The organism is Streptomyces aureus, assembly GCF_001418135.1.
Lineage (GTDB): Bacteria > Actinomycetota > Actinomycetes > Streptomycetales > Streptomycetaceae > Streptomyces > Streptomyces aureus_A.
The window spans coordinates 1-21,762 of record NZ_LIPQ01000287.1 but is presented as its reverse complement, the minus strand read 5'-3'; the positions used below and the strand labels follow the sequence as shown (position 1 = coordinate 21,762).

Annotated in this window: 25 protein-coding genes and 1 riboswitch; of the genes, 10 read left to right on the top strand and 15 right to left on the bottom strand. The window is 72.5% G+C overall.

Translation table 11 applies throughout. The annotated features are described in order from the left end of the window. Nucleotides 1–59: 59 nt before the first annotated feature. From AOK00_RS23445 to bioB, 9 genes are all read right to left on the bottom strand, one after another. Entirely contained in the window at nt 60–842 is a 783-nt protein-coding gene (locus AOK00_RS23445; protein ID WP_055602268.1) for an SGNH/GDSL hydrolase family protein, read from the bottom strand. Between the two features lie 131 nt (nt 843–973). Next, the gene (locus AOK00_RS23440) at nt 974–1,993 is read right to left on the bottom strand and encodes a hemolysin family protein (RefSeq protein WP_055602267.1); all 1,020 of its coding nucleotides are present in this window, start codon (nt 1,991–1,993) and stop codon (nt 974–976) included. Then, a complete protein-coding gene (locus AOK00_RS23435) occupies nt 1,990–3,333 on the bottom strand; it encodes a hemolysin family protein (RefSeq protein WP_055602266.1) in 1,344 nt (447 codons plus the stop codon). The genes AOK00_RS23440 and AOK00_RS23435 overlap by 4 nt, the downstream gene beginning before the upstream one ends. Nucleotides 3,334–3,555: 222 nt before the next feature. Beyond that, complete coding sequence (locus AOK00_RS23430) at nt 3,556–3,981, bottom strand: GNAT family N-acetyltransferase (RefSeq protein WP_055602265.1); 426 nt, start codon at nt 3,979–3,981, stop codon at nt 3,556–3,558. A gap of 63 nt (nt 3,982–4,044) precedes the next feature. Beyond that, the gene (locus AOK00_RS23425) at nt 4,045–4,719 is read right to left on the bottom strand and encodes a class I SAM-dependent methyltransferase (protein WP_055602264.1); all 675 of its coding nucleotides are present in this window, start codon (nt 4,717–4,719) and stop codon (nt 4,045–4,047) included. A 10-nt stretch (nt 4,720–4,729) separates the two neighbouring features. Then, the gene (locus AOK00_RS23420; protein ID WP_055602263.1) at nt 4,730–5,074 is read right to left on the bottom strand and encodes a VOC family protein; all 345 of its coding nucleotides are present in this window, start codon (nt 5,072–5,074) and stop codon (nt 4,730–4,732) included. Between the two features lie 144 nt (nt 5,075–5,218). Further along, complete coding sequence (bioD, locus tag AOK00_RS23415; protein WP_055602262.1) at nt 5,219–5,953, bottom strand: dethiobiotin synthase; 735 nt, start codon at nt 5,951–5,953, stop codon at nt 5,219–5,221. A 28-nt stretch (nt 5,954–5,981) separates the two neighbouring features. Beyond that, entirely contained in the window at nt 5,982–7,262 is a 1,281-nt protein-coding gene (locus AOK00_RS23410) for an adenosylmethionine--8-amino-7-oxononanoate transaminase (RefSeq protein ID WP_055602261.1), read from the bottom strand. After that, nucleotides 7,255–8,511 (bottom strand): biotin synthase BioB, encoded by a 1,257-nt coding sequence (bioB, locus tag AOK00_RS23405; protein ID WP_055602260.1) that lies wholly within the window; start codon nt 8,509–8,511, stop codon nt 7,255–7,257. Before bioB ends, AOK00_RS23410 begins: the two co-directional genes overlap by 8 nt. 143 nt (nt 8,512–8,654) lie before the next feature. On the opposite strand from bioB, the gene AOK00_RS23400 reads away from it, so the two are divergent. Together AOK00_RS23400 and AOK00_RS23395 are read left to right on the top strand one after the other, a co-directional pair. Beyond that, complete coding sequence (locus AOK00_RS23400) at nt 8,655–9,836, top strand: 8-amino-7-oxononanoate synthase (RefSeq protein WP_055602259.1); 1,182 nt, start codon at nt 8,655–8,657, stop codon at nt 9,834–9,836. A gap of 156 nt (nt 9,837–9,992) precedes the next feature. Beyond that, the gene (locus AOK00_RS23395; protein ID WP_055602258.1) at nt 9,993–10,442 is read left to right on the top strand and encodes an ATP-binding protein; all 450 of its coding nucleotides are present in this window, start codon (nt 9,993–9,995) and stop codon (nt 10,440–10,442) included. On the opposite strand, the gene AOK00_RS38475 is transcribed toward AOK00_RS23395, so the two are convergent. The 4 genes from AOK00_RS38475 to AOK00_RS23380 all read right to left on the bottom strand — a co-directional run bounded on the left by AOK00_RS38475 (nt 10,390) and on the right by AOK00_RS23380 (nt 12,685). Then, nucleotides 10,390–10,629 (bottom strand): hypothetical protein, encoded by a 240-nt coding sequence (locus AOK00_RS38475; protein WP_107097457.1) that lies wholly within the window; start codon nt 10,627–10,629, stop codon nt 10,390–10,392. The genes AOK00_RS23395 and AOK00_RS38475 overlap by 53 nt on opposite strands. A gap of 118 nt (nt 10,630–10,747) precedes the next feature. Continuing rightward, nucleotides 10,748–11,224: a C40 family peptidase gene (locus AOK00_RS23390; protein WP_055602257.1), complete on the bottom strand. Its 477-nt coding sequence runs from the start codon at nt 11,222–11,224 to the stop codon at nt 10,748–10,750. Between the two features lie 3 nt (nt 11,225–11,227). Further along, nucleotides 11,228–11,358: riboswitch (cyclic di-AMP (ydaO/yuaA leader) on the bottom strand. 390 nt (nt 11,359–11,748) lie between these two features. After that, nucleotides 11,749–12,054 carry a hypothetical protein gene (locus AOK00_RS23385; RefSeq protein WP_055602256.1) on the bottom strand — a complete coding sequence of 102 codons (306 nt, stop codon included), beginning with the start codon at nt 12,052–12,054 and terminating at the stop codon, nt 11,749–11,751. A gap of 7 nt (nt 12,055–12,061) precedes the next feature. Further along, entirely contained in the window at nt 12,062–12,685 is a 624-nt protein-coding gene (locus AOK00_RS23380; protein ID WP_254047470.1) for a ClpP family protease, read from the bottom strand. 58 nt (nt 12,686–12,743) lie between these two features. On the opposite strand from AOK00_RS23380, the gene AOK00_RS23375 reads away from it, so the two are divergent. The 8 genes from AOK00_RS23375 (at nt 12,744) to AOK00_RS23340 (ending at nt 19,640) form a co-directional block, all read left to right on the top strand. Beyond that, nucleotides 12,744–13,022, top strand: a complete 279-nt coding sequence (locus AOK00_RS23375; protein ID WP_030316684.1) for a type II toxin-antitoxin system Phd/YefM family antitoxin — start codon at nt 12,744–12,746, stop codon at nt 13,020–13,022. Nucleotides 13,023–13,340: 318 nt separating this feature from the next. After that, entirely contained in the window at nt 13,341–13,643 is a 303-nt protein-coding gene (locus tag AOK00_RS23370) for an urease subunit gamma (protein WP_055602254.1), read from the top strand. A gap of 13 nt (nt 13,644–13,656) precedes the next feature. Continuing rightward, nucleotides 13,657–14,052: an urease subunit beta gene (locus AOK00_RS23365; protein WP_173861621.1), complete on the top strand. Its 396-nt coding sequence runs from the start codon at nt 13,657–13,659 to the stop codon at nt 14,050–14,052. Then, the gene (locus AOK00_RS23360) at nt 14,045–15,766 is read left to right on the top strand and encodes an urease subunit alpha (RefSeq protein WP_055602253.1); all 1,722 of its coding nucleotides are present in this window, start codon (nt 14,045–14,047) and stop codon (nt 15,764–15,766) included. Before AOK00_RS23365 ends, AOK00_RS23360 begins: the two co-directional genes overlap by 8 nt. Then, on the top strand, nt 15,766–16,431 hold the full coding sequence (locus AOK00_RS23355; protein WP_055602252.1) for an urease accessory protein UreF: 666 nt from the start codon (nt 15,766–15,768) through the stop codon (nt 16,429–16,431). The genes AOK00_RS23360 and AOK00_RS23355 overlap by 1 nt, the downstream gene beginning before the upstream one ends. A gap of 19 nt (nt 16,432–16,450) precedes the next feature. Next, nucleotides 16,451–17,128: an urease accessory protein UreG gene (gene ureG / locus AOK00_RS23350; protein WP_055602251.1), complete on the top strand. Its 678-nt coding sequence runs from the start codon at nt 16,451–16,453 to the stop codon at nt 17,126–17,128. Then, nucleotides 17,125–17,868, top strand: a complete 744-nt coding sequence (locus AOK00_RS23345; protein WP_055602283.1) for an urease accessory protein UreD — start codon at nt 17,125–17,127, stop codon at nt 17,866–17,868. Before ureG ends, AOK00_RS23345 begins: the two co-directional genes overlap by 4 nt. A gap of 191 nt (nt 17,869–18,059) precedes the next feature. After that, nucleotides 18,060–19,640 carry an alpha/beta hydrolase gene (locus AOK00_RS23340; RefSeq protein ID WP_055602250.1) on the top strand — a complete coding sequence of 527 codons (1,581 nt, stop codon included), beginning with the start codon at nt 18,060–18,062 and terminating at the stop codon, nt 19,638–19,640. Nucleotides 19,641–19,692: 52 nt separating this feature from the next. On the opposite strand, the gene AOK00_RS23335 is transcribed toward AOK00_RS23340, so the two are convergent. Both AOK00_RS23335 and AOK00_RS23330 read right to left on the bottom strand, forming a co-directional pair. After that, entirely contained in the window at nt 19,693–20,730 is a 1,038-nt protein-coding gene (locus AOK00_RS23335; protein ID WP_055602282.1) for an NAD-dependent epimerase/dehydratase family protein, read from the bottom strand. 99 nt (nt 20,731–20,829) lie between these two features. Further along, nucleotides 20,830–21,519 (bottom strand): lysophospholipid acyltransferase family protein, encoded by a 690-nt coding sequence (locus AOK00_RS23330; RefSeq protein ID WP_055602281.1) that lies wholly within the window; start codon nt 21,517–21,519, stop codon nt 20,830–20,832. Nucleotides 21,520–21,762 lie beyond the last annotated feature (243 nt).

Below are 21,762 nucleotides of genomic sequence, written 5' to 3'. Positions count from 1 at the left end.
AGCTGGAGTTTGCTACGAGACGCAGCTCACGGCCGCTCCCGTACGCCGCCCCGCCGGGGCTACGGCTCCGTCGACGGCTCGTACGGCAGCAGCTCGGGGCGCTTGGGCGCGCGGCCGTCGCCCGACGAGCGGCCGGTGAGGCGCCGCCCGATCCACGGTCCCAGGTGCTCCCTGGCGAAACGGGCGTCCGCCGCGCGGCGGCTCGCCCAGCCCGGCAGGGGGGTCGGGGGCAGCGGCGTCCGCCAGTCCTCCTCGGGCGCCAGACCGAGCGCCTGCCACACGGCCTCGGCGACCCGCCGGTGCCCGCCGGCGGTGAGGTGGAGCCGGTCCACGTCCCACAGCCGGGGGTCGGCGAGCGAGGGAGCGCTGTACAGGTCGACGACCAGCGCCCCGTGCCGGGCGGCCAGGTCGTCGACGTGCGCGAACAGCTCCTCCATCCGGGGGCGGAAGCGCTCCAGGACCGGCCCGTTCCGGCCGGGGCTGCGCATCAGGACCAGCTGCCCGCAGGACGGGGCGAGCCGCTCGACGGCCTCGGTGAGCAGCCCGCGCACCCGCCCCATGTCGACCTTGGGCCGCAGGGTGTCGTTGAGCCCGCCGACGAGCGTCACGACGTCGGCCTTCATCGCGGCGGCCGTCTCGACCTGCTCCTCGACGATCTGGCCGATGAGCTTGCCGCGTACGGCGAGGTTGGCGTACCGGAAGTCGGGGGTGCGGGCGGCCAGCCGGTCCGCGAGGACGTCGGCCCAGCCCCGGTAGGAACCGTCGGGCATCCGGTCCGACATGCCTTCGGTGAAGCTGTCGCCGAGGGCGACGAAACTGTTGTACGTGGCATTGATCTCCATGGCGGAGAGATCATACCGCGCGGTATGCGCGGCGCTCCGCCGGAGCCCGGAAGGGGAGACCACCGCACTGTGGACGCCGGAGGGCCCCGGGAAATCGAGTTCCCGGGGCCCTCCGACCTCGAACGCGGGTGCTACGGCGCCGCCGGGCGGCCCACCAGCTCCCGCAGCACGTCCTCCATCGTCACGAGGCCGGCCGGCTTGCCGTCCTCGTCGAGCACCGCCGCCAGATGGGTCCGGCTGCGGCGCATCGCCGTCAGCACGTCGTCCAGCGGCGTGGCCGCGCGGACCCGGGCGATCGGCCGCAGCGCGGACACCGGGAACGGCTCATCGCGCGGCGAGACGTCAAGGGCGTCCTTGACGTGCAGGTAGCCCAGGATCCTGCGCTCCTCGTCGACCACCGGGAAGCGCGAGTAGCTCGTCCGTGCCGACAGTGCCTCCAGCTCCCCCGGAGTCGTGCCGACCCGCGCGTACACGACCTTCTCCGCCGGCATCACGACGTCCCGTACGGGACGGCGGCCCAGCTCCAGGGCGTCGTGCAGCCGCTCGGCGGCCCGGTCGTCGAGCAGCCCCGCGTCACCGGCGTCGGTGACCATGCGGGCCAGTTCGTCGTCCGAGAACGTCGCCGCGACCTCGTCCTTGACCTCCACCCGCAACAGCTTGAGCAGGGCGTTGGCGAAGGCGTTGATCGCGAAGATCACCGGCCGCAGCGCCCGCGCCAGCGCCACCAGCGGCGGGCCGAGCAGCAGCGCCGTACGCGTCGGCTCCGCCAGCGCGATGTTCTTCGGCACCATCTCGCCCAGCAGCATGTGCAGATAGGTGGCCACGCTCAACGCGATCACGAACGAGATCGGGTGGACCAGGCCGTGCGGCACGCCCACCGCGTCGAAGACCGGTTCGAGCAGATGCGCGATGGCCGGCTCGGCGACGATGCCCAGCACCAGGGTGCAGAGCGTGATGCCGAGCTGCGCCGCGGCGAGCAGCGCGGACACGTGCTCAAGGCCCCAGATGACGCTGCGCGCCCGCCGGTTCCCGTCCTCGGCCAGCGGCTCGATCTGGCTGCGGCGCACCGAGATCAGGGCGAACTCGGCGCCGACGAAGAAGGCGTTGACGACCAGGGTCAGCAGACCGATCAACAGCTGGATCGCGATCATCGGCCGGCCTCCCCGGTCTCGTCGTGGTGCGCCTGCGACGCGGGCGCGTGCAGCAGTACGCGCGCGGCGCGCCGGCCCGAGGCGTCCGCGACGTCGAGCCGCCAGCCGTCCAGCTCCACGCTGTCCCCGGCGGCAGGGATACGGCCCAGCTCATGGGCGACGAAGCCCGCGAGCGTCTCGTACGGACCGTCCGGCACCCGGAGGCCGATCACCTCCACCTGGTCGGTACGGGCGGCGCCGTCGGCGGACCAGAGCTCACGCCCGTCCGCGTCGTCACCCGCCCGCGCCAGGTCCGGCGTCTCGTGCGGGTCGTGCTCGTCGCGGACCTCGCCGACGACCTCCTCGACGATGTCCTCCAGGGTCGCGACCCCGGCGGTGCCGCCGTACTCGTCGATGACGACGGCCATCGTCTGCTTCCCGGACAGCCGGTCGAGGAGCCGGTCCACGGTCAGCGTCTCGGGGACGAGCAGCGGCTCGCGCAGCAGCTCGCCGATCCGGCGGTGGCGCCGCTCCTCGGCCGGTATGGCCAGGACGTCCTTGATGTGCGCGATGCCGACGACCGCGTCGAGGCTGCCCCGGTAGACGGGGAAACGGGAGAGGCCGGTCGCCCGGGTCGCGTTGGCGACGTCCTCGGCGGTGGCCTGCACGTCGAGCGCGGTGACCTGCACGCGGGGCGTCATCACGTTCTCCGCGGTGAGCTCCGCCAGGTTGAGGGTACGGACGAACAGCTCGGCCGTGTCCGCCTCCAGGGCGCCCTCCTTCGCGGAGTGGCGGGCCAGCGCCACCAGCTCCTGCGGGGAGCGCGCCGATGCCAGTTCCTCGGTCGGCTCCATGCCGAGACGGCGCAGGATCCGGTTCGCGGTGTTGTTGAGGTGGCTGATCAGCGGCTTGAAGGCGGCGGTGAAGATCCGCTGCGGGGTGCCGACCACCTTCGCCATCGCGAGGGGCGAGGAGATCGCCCAGTTCTTGGGGACCAGCTCGCCGACGACCATCAGGACGACGGTCGACAGGGCGGTGCCCAGGACCAGCGCCAGCGACGAGGCGACCGAGGCGGAGAGGCCGAGGTCCTCGAGCGGGCCGCGGATCAGCTTGGAGATCGACGGCTCGGCCAGCATGCCGACGACCAGGTTGGTGACGGTGATGCCCAGCTGGGCGCCGGAGAGCTGGAAGGTCAGCGACCTGACGGCCTTGAGCGCTCCCGCCGCACCGCGCTCGCCACGCTCCGCGGCGTCCTCGAGCTCACGGCGCTCGACGGTCGTCAGCGAGAACTCGGCGGCGACGAACGCGCCGCACGCGACGGAGAGGAGGAGCGCCAGGAGGAGCAGAAGCACTTCGGTCATCGGTTCACCTCCGTCCCATGATCAGTCAGGGGGAGGGGGAATGCTCGATGTCGGCTGTCGTCGCCGGTGCTTTCGGGAGCAGTACGGAAATCGGTACTACTGGGAGGCTCGCCCATGGGCGGACGCTCACACCTTTCGGTCGTTCGGTCGTTCGGATGAGAGACCATGGTAAAGGATCGGCAAAACAGCGGGATGACCGGTCCGGCGGCCGGTCGGCACCGCTCAGTCGGTGAGCGGCTTCACCCAGCGGCGCCAGTGGTCCTGACGCCCGTACCCGGCCGCCGTCCACAGCCGCTGTCCCGTCTCGTTCGCCTCCAGGACCATGGCGTCCACCCGCCGTCCGCCGAGCGCGAGGAACCGTTCCTCGGCCGTGCGCAGCAGCGCGGTGGAGATGCCCCTGCGACGATACGAGGGCAGGACCGCGAGGCGGTAGAGGGAGGCACGCCAGCCGTCCCAGCCGGCGATGACGGATCCCACGATCCGGTCGTCGGCGACCGCCAGGAGGAGCGCCTCCGGGTCGCGTTCGAGGAGCCGGGTCACCCCGTGCACGTCGTCCGAGACGGAGGTCCCCTCGGCGGACTCCTTCCAGAAGGCCAGCACGGTCTCGGCGTCGTCGGGGGTGGCGGCACGTATCCGCAGATCGATCATGGCCGGATCCCATCACGCCGTGCCGGGCCGTCGCCAGGATTTCCGGTCTGCGGGACGGCGCCCTCACCGCCGGGCCGCGCCCAGGACACAGGGCGAGGAGGGCAGCCGCGGCCCCTTCTCCGGCACGTCGAACGAGCGGTACGGGCCCAGGGTGAAGCCTGCCGCCTCGATCGCCGCGAGCGGGGCGCGCGAGGTGTGGCAGCCGCCGAAGAGCAGTGGCCAGACCGTCCGGTCGAGACCCCGCTGCAGGCGTGCGAGGCCGGGCGTGTCGGCCACGCCGTGCTCGAAGAACCGCAGCTCGGCGCCGGGGCGCAGTACCCGGTACAGCTCGGCGAGAGCCTGCGGGAGGTTCTGTACCGTGCACAGCACGAGGGAGGCCACCCCCGCGTCGAAGGAGGCGTCCTCCAGCGGCAGCGCCTCGGCGGTGTCCGGGAGCACGGTCACCGGGACCGGGGCCCGGAGCGCGGCCTCCTGGGCCAGCCGCCGGAGCCGGGACTCCGGTTCGAGCGCCACCACCTCGGTGACACCCTCCGGGTAGTGCGCGAAGTTCAGCCCGTTGCCCGCCCCGATCTCGATCACCCGGCCGGACAGCCCGGCGAGCAGTTCCGCCCGCAGTTCGCCGAGCCCGCCCCTGGTGTCGGCGGACACGCTGAACCGGGCGTAGAAGCGGGCGAACAGCGGATGGTGGACGGGGGGTGAGGCGGGTGAAGCGGATGACGGAGCGTTCGGTGGTGTCATCGGAGCCTCCTCAGCCGGTCACGAAGCAGAACTCGTTGCCCTCCGGGTCCCGCATGACCTGGAAGGAGCCCTGCTCGTCCGTCACGAGACCGCCGACCGTGGACGCGCCCGCGGGCAGCGCCTCGTCGGCGGCCAGGACCGGGTCCTCGACCTCCAGGTCGAGATGGACGCGGTTCTTCACGGCCTTGCCCTCCGGCACCCGCTGGAAGGCGAGCCGGACGAAATCCGGCGGGTCCACGTACGACCAGTCGCCGCTCCGGTCGACCGGAGCACCGCCGAGGAGCCCTGCCCAGAACCGGACCAGGGCGGCCGGATCGGCACAGTCGAAGACGATCTCCTGAACGTGAGCGCGCATGCCTCCAGCCTACGGAGTGGAGGCACGCGCGTCCCTCGGTCCGAGGCTCCCGCGTCCTGCTTCACGAGCCCCGGGTCCTGCCACGAGCCCCGCGTCCGCTTCACGAGCCCCGCTTCCCGCGCTACGAGGCTCCCGCGTCCTGCGTCACGAAGCTCCCGCGTACGGCTCCGCGAACCGCTCCCGGAACGCCTCCGCGTCCCACGTGCCGCCCAGCGCCGACGCGAGCCAGCCGCCCGCCGCCGCCCGGAACTCCGCCGGGCCGAGCGACCCCGATCCCTCCGGTACGGCCCCGAGGAGCGGCGCGCCCGCCTCCCGCGGCAGGTCCGCCAGGTTGCAGCGCATCGCCAGGTCCGGCGCGTCCGGCCAGCTGCCGATCACCACGCCCAGCTGCTCGATCCCGCGCGCCCGCAGCGCCTCCGCCGTCAGCGTCGTGGAGTTGAGCGTCCCCAGACCGGCGGGGGCGACCACGAGCACGGGTGCGCCGAGCAGCGCCGCCGCGTCCGCGAGCGTGCCGCCCTCCTCGTCGAAGCGGACGAGGAGCCCGCCCGCGCCCTCGACGAGCACCAGGTCGTGCTCGGCGGCCAGCTTCCGCGCGGCCTCGGCGACCTCCGCGGGCCCGACCGGGGCGAGCCCGGCCCGCCGGGCCGCCGTCCCCGGGGCCAGCGGCTCCGGGAAACGGCCCAGCTCGGCGGAGCCCACGGCACCCGAGAGCCGGACGACCTCGTCCGCGTCACCGCGCTCGTCCGGCCCGACGCCGGTCTGCGCGGGCTTGAGGACGGCGACCGTGCGGCCGGCGGCGGTGGCGACGGCGGCCACGGCGGCGGTGACGACGGTCTTGCCGATCTCCGTGCCCGTACCGCTGACGACGATGATTCCCACTGTTCTCCCTGTCCTGCTGTTCTGCCGGTCAGCCCGCGACCGCCGCCGCGAGCACCGCGGCGCAGATGCGGGCCAGGTCCTCGTCGCCCGTCACGTACGGCGGCATCGTGTAGATGAGATCCCGGAACGGGCGTACCCACACACCCTCCCGGACCGCGGCCCGTGTCGCCGCCGCCATGTCGACCGGGTGGTCGAGCTGGACGACGCCGATCGCGCCGAGCACCCGCACCTCGCGGACGCCGGGCAGTTCGGCGGCGGGGGCGAGCCCCTCCCGCAGTCCGGCCTCGATCCGCTTCACCTCGACCTGCCAGTCCTGCGAGAGCAGCAGGTCGATGGAGGCGCAGGCCACCGCCGAGGCCAGCGGATTGCCCATGAAGGTCGGCCCGTGCGCGAGCACCGGGACCTCGCCCCGCGAGATCCCGTCGGCGACCCGGCTCGTGCTGAGGGTCGCCGCCATCGACAGGTATCCGCCGGTCAGCGCTTTGCCCAGGCACATGACATCGGGCGAGACCCCCACCTGGTCGGCGGCGAACAGCGTGCCCGTACGCCCGAATCCGGTGGCGATCTCGTCGAACACGAGCAGCACGTCGTGCGCGTCGCAGGCCTCGCGGAGCACCCGGAGGTACTCCGGGTCGTGGAAGCGCATCCCGCCCGCGCCCTGCACCACCGGCTCCACGATCACCGCGGCCAGCTCGTGCGCGTGCTTCCCGATCTCGGTCCGCAGCAGCTCCGCGTACGACTCCTCGTAGGTGACCGGCGGGGCGTCCACGAACACCTGCGGCTGGAGGACGCCGGTCCACAGCTCGTGCATCCCGCCGTCGGGGTCGCACACGGACATCGGCTGCCAGGTGTCCCCGTGGTACCCGCCGCGCCAGGTGAACATGCGTTGCTTCTCGGGGCGGCCCAGCGAGCGCCAGTACTGCAGGCACATCTTGACCGCGACCTCGACGGAGACGGAGCCCGAGTCGCTGAGGAAGACGTGCCGCAGCGGCTCGGGGGTGATCTCGACGAGCCGGGCGGCGAGCCGCACGGCGGGCTCGTGGGTGAGCCCGCCGAACATCACATGACTCATCCGGTCCAGCTGGCCGCGCACCGCCTCGTTGAGCACCGGGTGGTTGTAGCCGTGGACCGCCGACCACCAGGAGGACATGCCGTCGATCAACTCACCCCGGCCCTCGACGGGTTCGGCGAGCCGGAGCCGTACACCGGACGCGGACTCCACGACCAGCGGGTCCGTACGGCCCGGCATGGGACCATACGGATGCCAGACGTGGGCCCGGTCCAGGGCGATGAGTTCGTCGTTACGCATTCGGTGCGAGGTCCGTACCGGCGCCCCGGCGGCGTACCGCCACCAGGTCGGTCCGAGCGGTGTTCGCGGCGGCCTCGGCCGTCGGCGCCTCGGCGGGCGCGGGCGCGGCGTGACCGCCGCACGGACCACAGCCGCCGCCGGCCTCGGCGTGCGAGCCGCAGCCCGCGCCCTCCGCGGCGTCGTGCGAGCCGCAGCCCGCCGACGCCTTGGAACCACAGCCGCCACCCGCCGCGGCGAGCGCGTCCGCACGGTGCTTCGGGAGCGTCGTCGTGCCCGCGCCCTCCACCTCGAAGCCCGCGTCCGCGATCATGTCCAGGTCGGCCTGGCCGGCCTGGCCCTCACTCGTCAGGTAGTCGCCGAGGAAGATCGAGTTCGCGATGTTCAGCGCGAGCGGCTGCATCGAGCGCAGGTGCACCTCACGGCCGCCCGCGATCCGCACCTCGACGTCGGGGCAGACGAACCGCACCATCGCCAGGATCCGCAGGCAGCGCTGCGGGGTGAGGTTCCACTCCTTGGCGAGCGGCGTCCCCTCGAAGGGGATGAGGAAGTTGACCGGCACCGAGTCCGAGTCGAGCTCGCGCAGCGCGTACACGACGTCGACGAGGTCCTCGTCGGTCTCGCCCATGCCCGCGATCAGACCCGAGCAGGCCGACAGACCGGCGGCGTGCGCCTTCTGCACGGTGTCCACCCGGTCCGCGTACGTGTGGGTCTTGGTGATTCCGGCGTACGTCGCCTCGGACGTGTTCAGGTTGTGGTTGTACGCGTCGGCGCCGGCCTCCTTCAGCCGCTCCGCCTGGCCGTCCGAGAGCAGGCCCAGACAGGCACACACCTCGACGCCCTCGTTCTGCTCCTTGATGGCCTCGATGGTCCTGCCGACCCGCTCGACGTCCCGGTCCGTCGGACCGCGGCCGCTCGCGACCAGACAGACCCGCTTGGCCCCGCCCGCGACACCCGCGGCGGCGGCCTGGGACGCCTCGTCCGGCTTCAGCCAGGTGTACTTGAGGATCTCGGCCTTGGAGCCGAGCCGCTGCGAGCAGTACGAGCAGTCCTCGGGGCACAGGCCCGACTTCAGGTTGACCAGGTAGTTGAGCTTCACCCGCCGCCCGAACCACTGACGGCGCACCTTGCCGGCCGCCGCCACCACATCGAGCAGTTCGTCGTCGGAGGTCGCCAGGACGGCGAGCGCTTCTTCACGGGTCGGCAGCTCGCGCCGCAGCCCCTTCTCCACCAGCGTGTTCAGCAGGTCCATAAGCGCTGATCCTCGCCTACCGCCCACCCCCCGGCCAAGGAGGATCCGAACAAACGCCTCCGATAGAGGTGTGTGGATGACCACATCCCGACCTCGGCATCATCCGGTTAGGGTCTGTGCGCTGCCTACAAAAGGATCGCCGAATGCCACAGGCCGACGACGCACGGGCCGCGGGCCCCCGCCGTACCGCGTTCGACTGGACCGACGCCGAGGCGCGCCGCCGGGCGGACGCCGGTCTCGTCCGTACGCTGCGGCCACGGGCCGCCGAGTCGGACCTCCTCGACCTGGCGGGCAACGACTACCTGGGCCTCACCCGCCGCCCGGAGGTCACCGAGGCGGCGGCCGACGCGGCCAGGCGCTGGGGCGCCGGCTCCACGGGCTCGCGGCTCGTCACCGGCACCACCCGGCTGCACACCCGGCTCGAGCGCGAGCTCGCCGAGTTCTGCGGATTCGAGGCGGCCCTCGTCTTCTCCTCCGGCTACACCGCCAACCTCGCCGCGCTCACCGCGCTCGGCGCCCGGGACTCCCTGATCGTCTCCGACGCCTCCAACCACGCCTCGATCGTGGACGGCTGCCGCCTGGCCCGCGCCGAGACCGCCGTCGTACCGCACACCGAACCCGAGGCCGTACGCAAGACCCTCGGCGCGCACCCCGGCCGGCGGGCCCTGGTCGTCAGCGACTCCGTCTTCTCCGTCGACGGCGACAAGGCCCCGCTGCCCGAGCTCGCGGAAGCCTGCCGCGCGCACGGCGCCGGACTCGTGGTGGACGACGCCCATGGCTTCGGCGTCCTCGGCGAAGGCGGTCGGGGCGCCCTCCACGAGGCCGGACTCGCGGGCGACGAGGACGTCGTCGCCACCCTGACCCTCTCCAAGTCCCTCGGCAGCCAGGGCGGTGCCGTCCTCGGCCCGGCCCGGGTGATCGAGCACCTGGTGAACGCGGCCCGCACCTTCATCTTCGACACCGGTCTCGCCCCGGCCGCCGCGGGCGGCGCGCTCGCGAGCCTGCGTCTGATCAGGGCCGAACCGGGCCTCGCCGAGCGGGCCCGTACCGTCGCGACCACGCTGCACCGGCTGCTCACCGAGGCCGGTCTCACGGCGGCCCGGCCCGACGCGGCCGTCGTCTCGGTGCGCGCGCCGTCACCGGAGGCGGCCCTGGGCTGGGCGGCGGACTGCCGGGAACAGGGTCTGGCGGTCGGCTGCTTCCGGCCCCCGTCCGTCCCCGACGGCATCTCGCGGCTGCGGCTCACGGCCCGCGCCGATCTGACCGACGCGCAGATCGAGCACGCGGTCCGGACGGTCCTGCGTACCGCGCCCGACGCCCGGTAGGCCCAAGAGCGTTCCCGGGCAGCAGAGTTCACCGCTTCGGGCGACAGATGGGGACATATCTTGGTGGAACGCCGCACGGCGCGGCACGATCGGTGGCACTCTGACGCGAAGCGCAATCCGGGGCGGTGGCCCCGGTGGGAAAGGGACAGCGTCGCCATGGCAGATCACCAGGAAGCATCCGTCACGCTGCCGAGCGATCCCGCCTCGGTCCCCACGGCCCGCCGGTACGTCGCGGACGTCCTCGTGGGCTGGGGCCTGGACGATGCCGCGGAGATCGCGGACTCGATCCGGCTGATCGTCTCCGAACTGGCGACCAACGCCGTCCTGCACACCCTCGGCCAGTCGCCCACCTTCACGGTCGACGTCCGCCTGGAGCGCGAGGAGCGGCTCCACGTCGGCGTCACCGACAGCCATCCGCGCCGGCCGCGCCGCCTGCCTGCGGCGGTCCAGCAGGACAACGGGCGGGGCATGGCCATCATCCGCGTCCTGGCGGCGGAGGCCGGGGGCCGGCTGTCGGTCACCCCGACGGAGGACGGCGGCAAGACCGTCTGGATCACCCTGCCGTGGACCACGGCCCCCGTGGTGAGCTGTCAAGGGGCCGTGTAGTCGGGTCCCGGGCGCCCGAGGGGCGGGGGCACAGGGTCACCCCGGCGTCGAGGTGGTCGAGGCCGGCACCGGTCAGGATCCGTCCGTCGTCGAGATGGACGGCGGCGGCCCCGCCCGGCTCGTCGGGCGTCCAGCGGCGGTCGAGCCGGGCTATGGCGGCGTCGACCAGAGCTTGATCGAGTGTCATCTCGGCATCCTGCGAACCGGAGCCCCCCCCGTCGGGGGTCCGGTCGGTCCCGTCGGCGGTCAGGGGTACGGCGGCGCCACCGCACCCCCCCCACGAACGGACCGCTACCGCCGCCTGATCAGCGGACGCGGCCGTAGGAGACCTTCGACGACCAGATCTTGTCGAGCTTCACCCAGGAACCCGTCTTGGGCGAGTGCCAGATCTTGCCGCCGCCGGCGTAGATACCCACGTGATAGACCCTCCCGCCGGAGTGGAAGAAGACCAGGTCCCCCTTCTGCCTGGTGGAGGCGGAGATGTGCCGGGTCTTGTTGTACTGCTGCTGCGCGGTGCGGGGCAGCGACTTGCCCGCCTGCTTGTACGCGTAGAGCGTCAGGCCGGAGCAGTCGAACCTCGATGGTCCGGTGCTCCCGTACCGGTACGGAGCTCCCTTCTTGGACGCGGCGACGCTCAGTGCCTTGTTCGCGTGCGTGGTGGCTGCCTGGGCCTCCGTTGCCGCACCGGGTGCGAACAGCGTGCCGCCGACGGCGGCGAGGGTGAGAGCCGAGACGGCTCCGGCCCGGGACAGCAGGGACGGGACGTGCATCTGCGCAGTCATGCGCAACCCTTCGTCAGCCGCCTGCGAAGGATGACCTGTCGGGTTCGGGCTGGCGAAGATGCCCGGCCGCTGACGCGGCTTCACCCCAAGGGACGGCCCCGCTGCCGGAACAGCGCGTACGCCCCGTAAAAATCGGGTCCTCCACTCCTGCCGATCCAATCCTGTCGACCAGACGTCCGGGACAGCGGCAGGACTCGGCGTCCGCCCGGACCGCCCCGCCGTGGTGGCGGGGGCTTGTCGTCGACAGGGATCTTGACCCACACCGAGGTCGAAATCCGAGCTGAAACGGCGATATGTGAGGCTCCTCACGACTGATCCATACGGGTGGACAGAGAGCCTTTGTGATCTTCAGAGGTTTCGCCTACGAGCCTCGCACCAGCGACGGAACGCCCCATTCCGCCAAATGCGTACACCTGTTGTGCAACTCACCCGGCACATATGTCGACTCGTCGACTACGCCGAACGGGGGAGCGATTCTGCGGTGCGCGTCGGCCGTCCGGCCCTCGACACGACACGCGGAAATGTCAACTCGCCCGAGTGCGCGGGACGGTGACGCGGTCGGCTCGGCGCTCGCCGTCCAACACCCTGAGCGCGCGTGCCAGTGTGTCCGCGTGCACCTCGCTCTCGCCCCGCATATGCATGAGCGTCAGGGCTTGGAGAAGCGACTCCGCCCGCCCCACCAGGGCTTGTGCCGCGCGCAGTGCGCCATAGGTATGCGTACCCCTGGATGGATTGATCTTCCCCAGCAGGTCGACCACTTCGAGGTAGGCGTCGACGAGTTCACTCTCGGCGCGGGTCAGGGCGGGCAGCGGCGGCAGCTCGGGAACCACGGCCCGCTCACCTCGCCGTCCCGCCGACGCCCGCGCGCCGGCTCGTGATCACGTGGTCCACCAGGCCGTACGCGACCGCCGCCGGCGCGTCCAGGACCGTCAGGCGGTCGAGGTCGGCGTCGACGCGTTCGCGGTCCCGCCCCGTGTGCTCGGTGAGCATCCCCGCCATCAGCGCGCGGAGGCGGAGCAGTTCACGGGCGTGGATGTCGAGGTCGCTCGGCTGGCCCTGGAGGGGCTCGTCCATGGCGGGCTGACGCAGGGTGATCCGGGCGCCCGGCAGCATCATGCGCTTGCCCGGGGTGCCGGCGGAGAGCAGCACGGCGGCGGTGGAGACGGCCTGGCCCAGGCAGGTGGTCTCCACGTCGCAATGGAGCGAGCGCATCGTGTCGTAGATCGCGGTCATGGCGCTGATCGAGCCGCCGGGGGAGTTGATGTAGAGCGAGATGTCCTGCTCGGGGCCCGCGTGGTCCAGATACAGGAGCTGGGCGATGACGTCGTTGGCCGACGTCTCGTCGATCGGGGTGCCGAGGAAGACGATCCGGGACGAGAGGAGCTTCGAGTAGGGGTCGAGGGTCCGGGTTCCGTAGCTGGTGCGCTCCGTGAACTCGGGCAGGACGTGGCGAGCATCCATGACGGGTACCTCCATCTGTAAAAAATGTACAGGACGTACAGCCCGTAAGATGGGGAGCATGACCTACGAGATCCCGGTGACGCAAGCGCGAGCCGAGCTCGCCGACCTGATCAACCGCGTCGTGTACGGCGGTGAGCGCGTCGTCGTCACCCGCCACGGGAAGCCGCTGGTCGCCCTGGTCTCCGCCGCTGACCTGGAGGAACTCGAGGCGGCCGAGAAGCCCGCCGACGAGCAGGTGATCAGCTCGGTCTCCGGCCTCCACTCCCTGGACTCCGCTACCGGCGAACAGCGCCGCTTCGGCATCGCCGCCCACCACCGCGAGCCCGGCGTCTCCTAGGCCCGGTCGGGCCCAGGTCCTGTCGGCCGACCCGCCCGCCGCCGCGCCCGCGGCGGTCGGCAGGGGTTCCGGTGTGCTCGGCACGCCCGCTCCGTATACCTCCCGGTCCTCTGTCGCGGCGCGGCCCGATGTCCAGGTCGGTCGATCCGGCACGACGATCATGAAAGAGCAAAGCCGCAGTTAACGAGCCGGAAAAACTTCCGCCCTAACGTGCAATGTCTGGCCGCGAGCCGCATCTCCGCAGTTCAACAAGGTGTTGACGGTCGGTAGGGTCCGCAGCTGTCCGGGTGTCCCGGTCGACGACTGTGAGGTGGAAGAGTGCAACTGAGCCCGCACGAACAGGAACGCCTGCTCATCCATGTGGCCGCGGACGTGGCCGCCAAGCGCCGGGCCCGGGGTGTGCGGCTCAACCACCCCGAGGCCGTCGCCCTCCTCACCTCCCACATCCTCGAAGGCGCCCGGGACGGTCGTACCGTCGCGGAACTCATGGCCTCGGGACGCAAGGTGCTCACCCGCGACGAGGTCATGGACGGCATCCCCGAGATGATCCACGACGTCCAGGTCGAGGCCACCTTCCCCGACGGCACCAAGCTCGTCACCGTCCACGACCCCATCGTCTGAACGGGCCGCGCCGATGATCCCCGGAGAGATCCTGTACGCGGACGGCCCCGTCGCCCTCAACGAGGGGCGCCCCGTCACGCGTCTGACCGTGCTGAACGCCGCCGACCGGCCCGTCCAGGTCGGCTCCCACTACCACTTCGCCGAAGTCAACCCCGGCCTGGACTTCGATCGCGCCGCCGCGCACGGGCAGCGGCTGCACATCGCCGCCGGCACCGCCGTCCGCTTCGAGCCGGGCATCCCCGTCGAGGTCGAACTCGTTCCGCTCGCCGGCCGCCGGATCGTGCCCGGCCTGCGCGGCGGTACGGCGGGGCCGCTCGACCCGACCGGCCACGCGACCGACCACCCGACCGGCCACGCGACCGACCGGGCCGACGAGCCCACCGAGGCCGAGGGGGCCGACCATGCCTGACCTGCACCGCGCCGTCTACGCCGACCTGTTCGGCCCCACCACCGGCGACCGCGTCCGGCTCGCCGACACCGATCTCCTCGTCGAGATCGAGGAGGACCGCAGCGGCGGCCCCGGCCGCGCCGGCGACGAAGCCGTCTTCGGCGGCGGCAAGGTCATCCGCGAGTCCATGGGCCAGGCCCGCACCACCCGCGCCGAGGGCGCCCCCGACACCGTGATCACCGGCGCCGTGATCATCGACCACTGGGGCGTCGTCAAGGCCGACATCGGCATCCGGGACGGCCGGATCACCGCCCTCGGCAAGGCCGGAAACCCCGACACCATGGACGGCGTCCACCCCGGCCTCGTGATCGGCCCCGAGACCGAGATCATCGTCGGCAACGGCAGGATCGTCACCGCCGGCGCCGTCGACGCCCATGTCCACTTCATCTCGCCGACCGTCGTCGAGCAGGCCCTCGCCACCGGCGTCACCACCCTCGTCGGCGGCGGCACGGGACCGGCCGAGGGCACCAAGGCGACCACGGTCACCCCCGGCCCCTGGCACACGGCCAGGATGTTCGAGGCCCTCGACACCTTCCCCGTCAACATCGGTCTGCTCGGCAAGGGCAACACCATGTCCCGGGAGGCCATGCACTCCCAACTGCGCGGCGGGGCACTCGGATTCAAGATCCACGAGGACTGGGGTGCCACCCCCGCCGTCATCGACGCCTGCCTGGGCGTGTGCGAGGAGACGGGTGCCCAGCTCGCCATCCACACCGACACCCTGAACGAGGCCGGCTTCGTCGGCGACACCCTCGCCGCCATCGCCGGGCGCACCGTCCACGCGTACCACACGGAGGGCGCCGGCGGCGGGCACGCGCCCGACATCATCACGGTGGTCTCGGAGCCGTACATCCTGCCCAGCTCGACCAACCCGACCCGGCCGCACACCGTCAACACCATCGAGGAACACCTCGACATGCTGATGGTCTGCCACCACCTCAACCCGGCCGTCCCCGAGGACCTCGCCTTCGCCGAGTCCCGGATCCGGCCCTCCACCATCGCCGCCGAGGACGTCCTCCACGACCTGGGCGCCATCTCGATCATCTCCTCCGACTCCCAGGCCATGGGCCGCATCGGCGAGGTGGTCATGCGCACCTGGCAGACCGCCCACGTCATGAAGAAGCGGCGTGGCGCCCTGCCCGGGGACGGCCGCGCCGACAACCACCGCGCCCGCCGCTACGTCGCCAAGTACACGATCAACCCGGCCGTCGCCCAGGGCATGGACCACCTCATCGGCTCCGTCGAACCCGGCAAGCTCGCCGACCTGGTGCTGTGGGAGCCCGCCTTCTTCGGGGTGAAGCCGCTCGCCGTCCTCAAGGGCGGCCAGATCGCCTACGCGCAGATGGGCGACGCCAACGCCTCCATCCCCACCCCCCAACCCGTCCTGCCCCGGCCGATGTTCGGCGCGCTCGGCAAGGCGGCGGCGGCCGGCTCGGTCAACTTCGTCGCCCAGCCGGCGATCGAGGACGACATCGCGCAGCGCCTCGGCGTGCACAAGGAGTTCACCGCGATCGGCAGCACCCGCCGGGTGTCCAAGGCGGACATGCGGGAGAACGACGCCATGCCCCGGGTCGAGGTCGACGCCGACACCTTCACGGTCACGATCGACGGCGAAGCGGTAGAACCCGCCCCCGCCGCCGAACTGCCCATGGCCCAGCGCTACTTCCTCTTCTGATGGCGAGTCGCGCCGCACTCCTGGTGCTCGCCGACGGGCGGTTCCCCGCCGGCGGGCACGCCCACTCCGGCGGCGCCGAGGCCGCCGTCAAGGCCGGCCGCATCAAGGACGCGTCCGGACTCGAAGCCTTCTGCCGGGGCCGGCTGCACACCACCGGACTCACCTCCGCCGCACTCGCCGCCGGAGCCGCGCACGGACTCGACCCGGGTGAACTCGACGCGGCCGCCGACGCCCGCACCCCCTCGCCCGCCCTGCGCGCCGCCGCCCGCAAGCTCGGCCGGCAGATGATGCGGGCGGCGCGCGCCACTTGGCCGTGCGCCGAACTCGACGCGCTCGCCACCGCCTTCCCGCGCGGCGCCCATCAGCCCGTCGTCCTGGGCGTCGCCGCCCGCGCCGCCGGACTCGGCCCCGAGGACGCCGCGCACTGCGTCGCGTACGAGACCGTCAGCGGTCCCGCCACCGCCACGGTCCGGCTGCTGAGTCTGGACCCCTTCCAGGCCACCGCCGTCCTCGCCCGCCTCGCCCCCGCCATGGACCTGGTCGCCGAGGAAGCGGCGCGCGCCGCCCGGCAGGGCGTCGACGCCCTGCCCGCGGCCTCCGCGCCGCTCCTCGACATCACCGCCGAACAGCACGCGTCCTGGCCCGTCCGCCTCTTCGCATCCTGAGAACCACTGGAGCCGCCCCATGCACCTCGACCACGGTCACACCCACCACGGCGCCGTCTCCGCCGACGCCCACCGCCCCGACGGCACCCGCCGCGCCCTGCGCATCGGGCTCGGCGGACCGGTCGGCTCGGGCAAGACCGCCACCGTCGCCGCCCTCTGCCGGGTCCTGCGCGACAGCCTCTCCCTCGCGGTCGTCACCAACGACATCTACACCCGTGAGGATGCCGAGTTCCTGCTCCGCAACGCCGTCCTGCCGCCCGAGCGGATCCAGGCCGTGGAGACCGGTGCCTGCCCGCACACCGCCATCCGCGACGACATCTCCGCCAACCTCGAAGCCGTCGAGGAGCTCGAGGACAGCGTCGGCCCGCTCGATCTCATCCTCGTCGAGTCCGGCGGCGACAACCTCACCGCCACCTTCTCCAAGGGGCTCGTCGACGCCCAGATCTTCGTCATCGACGTGGCCGGCGGCGACGACATCCCGCGCAAGGGCGGCCCCGGCGTCACCACCGCCGACCTCCTCGTCGTGAACAAGACCGACCTCGCCCCGTACGTGGGCTCCGACCTGGAGCGGATGGCACGCGACGCCAAGGAGCAGCGCGGTGAGCTGCCCGTCGCCTTCACCTCGCTGCGCGCCGAGCACGGCGTCGCCCCGGTCGCCGACTGGGTCCGGGCCCAGCTCGGGGCATGGACCGCGTGAGCCTGCGCGCCACCGCCCGGATCGCCGCCGACGCCGACGGGGGCCTGCCGCTGCTCGTGAGCGACGGGCCCCTCGCCCTGCGCCGGACCAGGGCCTCCGGTCCGTACACCCGGGTCACCGTCGTCGGGGCGATGAGCGCGCCGCTCGGCGGTGACCGGCTCGCCGTCGAGGCCGAGGCGCGGGACGGGGCCGGGCTCCTGGTCGACTCGGCCGCCGCCACCCTCGCCCTGCCGGGCCGGAGCGCCGAGCCGGCCGCGTACGACGTCCGGATCACCGTCGGCGAGGACGCGGTGCTCCGCTGGCTGCCCGAACAGGTGGTGTCCGTGCACGGCTCCCATCTGCTGATGCGGACCGTCGTCGAGCTCGCCACCACGGCCCGGCTGGTCCTCCGCGAGGAGCAGATCCTCGGCCGGCACGGCGAAGCGCCCGGCACCCTCGTCACCCGCCTCACCGTCCGCCGCGCCGGGCGGCCCCTCCTCGACCAGGAACTGGCCTTCGGTCCCGGTGCTCCCGGTGGCTGGGACGGCGGCGCGGTCCTCGGCGGTCATCGGGCCACCGGGCAACTTCTCGTCGTCGATCCGGCGTTCGCGGAGAAGCCGGTGCGGCCGCGGCTGCTCGGCGAGCACGCCGCCGTCACTCCGCTCGCCGGACCCGCGGCCCTCGCCACCGCCGTCGCCCCGGACGCCCTCGCGGTCCGGCGTCTGCTCGACACCGCACTGTCGGAACTCGCCCCGTTCTGACGGGTTCTGACCGGTTCTGTAGGTGTTGCCGCGAGCTCACCGCTCAGCGGTACACCGTTCACCGGTTATTGGTTCGGCAAAGAAACAGGCGTTCGCCCTTTCATCGGGTGGCTGCGGGACGAAAGGATCCCCCGGACAGCCAACACACGGCGCCGCCACGGGGGGTGGCGCTCATCTTGGGGGAGTACACGTTGAGACGTACGGCAGTGCTCGGCTCGGCCGGCACCCTGATAGCGGGCACGCTCGTCGCGGGCGCGCTCGCGGCCCCGGCCGCGAACGCCGACAGCAACCGTCACCTGCGTGACGCCGAGTCGATCGGCGTCGCCGTCGCAGCGGCGCGGGCCGCCCAGGCGGGCATCGACTGGCAGGACTGTCCGGCCGACTGGGGCCTCGAGAAGCCGATCCAGTGCGGCTGGGTCACCGTCCCCGTCGACTACGCGAAGCCCAACGGCAGGAAGATCAAGATCGCGGTCGACCGGATCAACGCCACCGGCACCCCCGCCGAGCGCCAGGGCGCGCTCCTCTACAACCCGGGCGGCCCCGGCGGCTCCGGCCTGCGCTTCCCGCGCCGGGTCACCACCAAGAACGCGATCTGGGCGGGCGCCGCCAAGGCCTACGACTTCGTGGGCTTCGACCCGCGCGGCGTCGGCAAGTCGGCCCCCATCTCCTGCGTCGACCCGAGCGAGTTCGTCAAGGGCCCCAAGCCCGACCCGGTCCCCGACAGCGAGGCCGACAAGCTCGCGCAGCGCAAGCTCGCCGCCGACTACGCCAAGGGCTGCGCCGAGAAGAGCGGCGACATGCTGCCCTTCATGAACACGCCCAACACCGCGCGTGACCTCGACGTCATCCGCGCCGCCCTCGGCGAGGCGAAGCTCAACTTCGTCGGCGTCTCCTACGGCACCTACCTCGGCGCGGTCTACGGCACCCTCTTCCCGACCCACGTCCGCCGCATGGTCCTCGACAGCGTCGTGAACCCGTCGACGCGCAAGATCTGGTACGAGGTCAACCTCGACCAGGACATCGCCTTCGAGGGCCGCCTCAAGGACTGGATGACCTGGGTCGCCCAGAACGACGCCACCTACCACCTCGGCGACACCCTGTCGGAGGTGCAGCAGCAGTGGGTGACGCTGCGCGCCGCCGCCAAGAAGGCTCCCCTCGGCGGCAAGGTCGGCCCCGCCGAACTCATCGGCTTCTTCCAGAACGCCCCCTACTACGACTCCATGTGGGCCCCGGTGGCCGAGGCCTGGAGCGCGTACGCCGCGGGTGACCCGCAGCCGCTCATCGACAACGCGGCGTCGGACCCGACCGACACCGCCGGCAACGCCGCCTCGGAGAACGGCAACGCCGTCTACACCGCGGTCGAGTGCGCCGACGCCCCCTGGCCGACCAGCTGGAAGAAGTGGGACCGGGACAACAGCCGGCTCCACCAGCAGTACCCCTTCATGACCTGGGCCAACGCATGGATGAACCTGCCGTGCGCCACCTGGTCCGCGCCGCGCCAGCGCCCGACCGAGGTGCGGACCGGCAAGGGCCTGCCGCCGGTGCTCATCGCCCAGTCCGAGCGCGACGCCGCCACCCCGTACGCCGGCGCCGTCGAGCTGCACAAGCGGTTCAAGGGCTCGCGCCTGATCACGGAGAAGGACGCCGGCTCGCACGGCATCACCGGCCTGGTCAACCCGTGCCTCAACACCAAGGTCGAGGCCTACCTGCTGACCGGCAAGCTGGACGCCAAGGACCAGGTCTGCGCACCGCACGCCACCCCGAAGCCGTAACACGCTGACGGCCCGGTGAGGGGAGGGACAGCCGTCCCTCCCCTCACCCGTGTCACCCCCGCGACGCCAGCCAGGCGTCCTCCGCCGCGTAGTCGAAGAGGTCCACCCCGTACTTCGCGAGACCCGGGAAGGCCTCCCGCCACTCACGGCCCGCCACCCGCTCGGTCAGCCAGGCGACCGTCTCCGGCAGCGAATCGGCGTACGACACCACCGGCCGGTACCCCAGCTCCCGCTCAGCCGCCGCCATGTCGTAGACCACGGACCGCGGCGCCGTCCACGGGGTGGACCCCACGATGTCCCGCGGCGGTGCGCCCTCGATCAGCACCGTCTCACTGCTGACACCCATGACCGCGTCGATCGCCGCCCCGATCTCGGCCACCGTCGGCGCCTCCGGGTCCCCGCCGTTCAGCACCCGGCTGCCCGGATTCGCCGCCGCCAGCCGGACCAGCTCCGCGAGGTTGTCCACGTGCACCGGGTGGAACCGCGAGGCCCCGCCGTACGCGAGCGGACGCACCGGCCGCCCGTCGAGCACCCGCTTCACGAACCACAGCTCCCGCGGACCCGGGGAGTACGGCCCGTGGATCGCGCCCGGCCGCAGCACCGTCGTCGGCAGGGCGTCGCCCGCCGCGAGCAACTCCCGCTCCAGCGCCACCTTCCGCGTGCCGTACGAGGTGTCGCCGGGCGCCACCGTCCGCCAGTCCTCCGGGATCGGCAGCGGATAGTCGGGGAAGCCGTCCGGCCGGTCCTGGGTGTCGAAGCTGCGCCCCCGCCCGTCCTCGTAGACGGCGCCGCTGGACACCACCACCGCCGAACCGATCCGGTCCGAGAGCCCCGTCAGCTGCCGGCCGTGCCCGGCGTCGTACGCCACGATGTCCACCAGCACATCGCAGCCGTCGCCCAGACCGGACGCGAGCGCGCCCTCCTCGGTCCGGTCGAGCGCCACCGACCGGACCTCGGCCGGCCACCTCTCGTCCCTGCCGCCGCCCCGCGAGGCGGCCGTCACCTCCCAGCCGTCAGCGACGAGCGCCCGCACGGCCGCCCGCCCCACCTGCCCCGATCCACCCAGTACGAACGCGGTTCCCTTGGTCATGATCGAGACGCTACGACCGTCCGCCGCCGCGGCCCAGGGCATTGCGCCGAGCGCGGATCCGCTCAGAGCGTCCCCGGCGGGGGAACCCACCGACGGGGTTCAGCCCTCGGTCCGCGCCTCCGCCGCCTTCACCACCGCCGCGTAGTCGTCGACGTACTCCTGCCCGGACAACCGGAGGATCTCGTACATGATCTCGTCCGTCACCGCGCGGACCACCGCCTTCTCTCCCGCCGACCCGGCGAACCGGGAGAAGTCCAGCGGCGCCCCGAACCGGATGGTGACCCGGCGGATCCTCGGCACGACCTTCCCCGGCGGCTGGATCTCGAAGGTCCCCACCATCGCGCAGGGAACCACCGGCACCCCGGCCGTCAGCGCCATCACCGCCACGCCCACCTTCCCCTTGTAGAGCCGCCCGTCGTGCGAGCGCGTGCCCTCCGGGTAGATGCCGAGCAGCTCCCCCTTCCCGAGCACCCCGAGGCCCTCCCGGATGGCGGCCTTGCCGGCCTCCTTGCCCGAGCGGTCGACCGGGATCTGCCCGGCCGCCCGGAAGAAGGCGGCCGTCAGCCGGCCCTTGATCCCCGGCCCCGTGAAGTACTCCTGCTTCGCCAGGAAGGTGATCCGCCGGTCGAGCACGACCGGCATCAGGAAGTGGTCCGAGAAGGAGAGGTGATTGCCCGCGACGATCGCCGCACCCTCCTCCGGGATGTGTTCGAGCCCCTCGATACGCGGCCGGAAGAGCAGCTTCAGGAGCGGTCCCAGCAGTACGTACTTCATCAGGTGGTAGAACACCCGCGACCCCCGTTCGTCGTCCGTCAAGCCCGTTGTATCCGTGCGCGGGCCCGTGGTCCACTGGTGGGGGAGCGTCACCATGACAGGCGAGCGCGGAGCCAGGCGCCCCGGCCGCGTCCTCACCGCGCTGCTGTGCGCGGTGGCGGCGGCCGGGCTGTACGGCTGCTCCGACTCGGGCCCGCCGGAGCCGGCCCCCACGCCGACGCCCGCGCCTGTCACGCCGACGCCCACCCCCACGACACC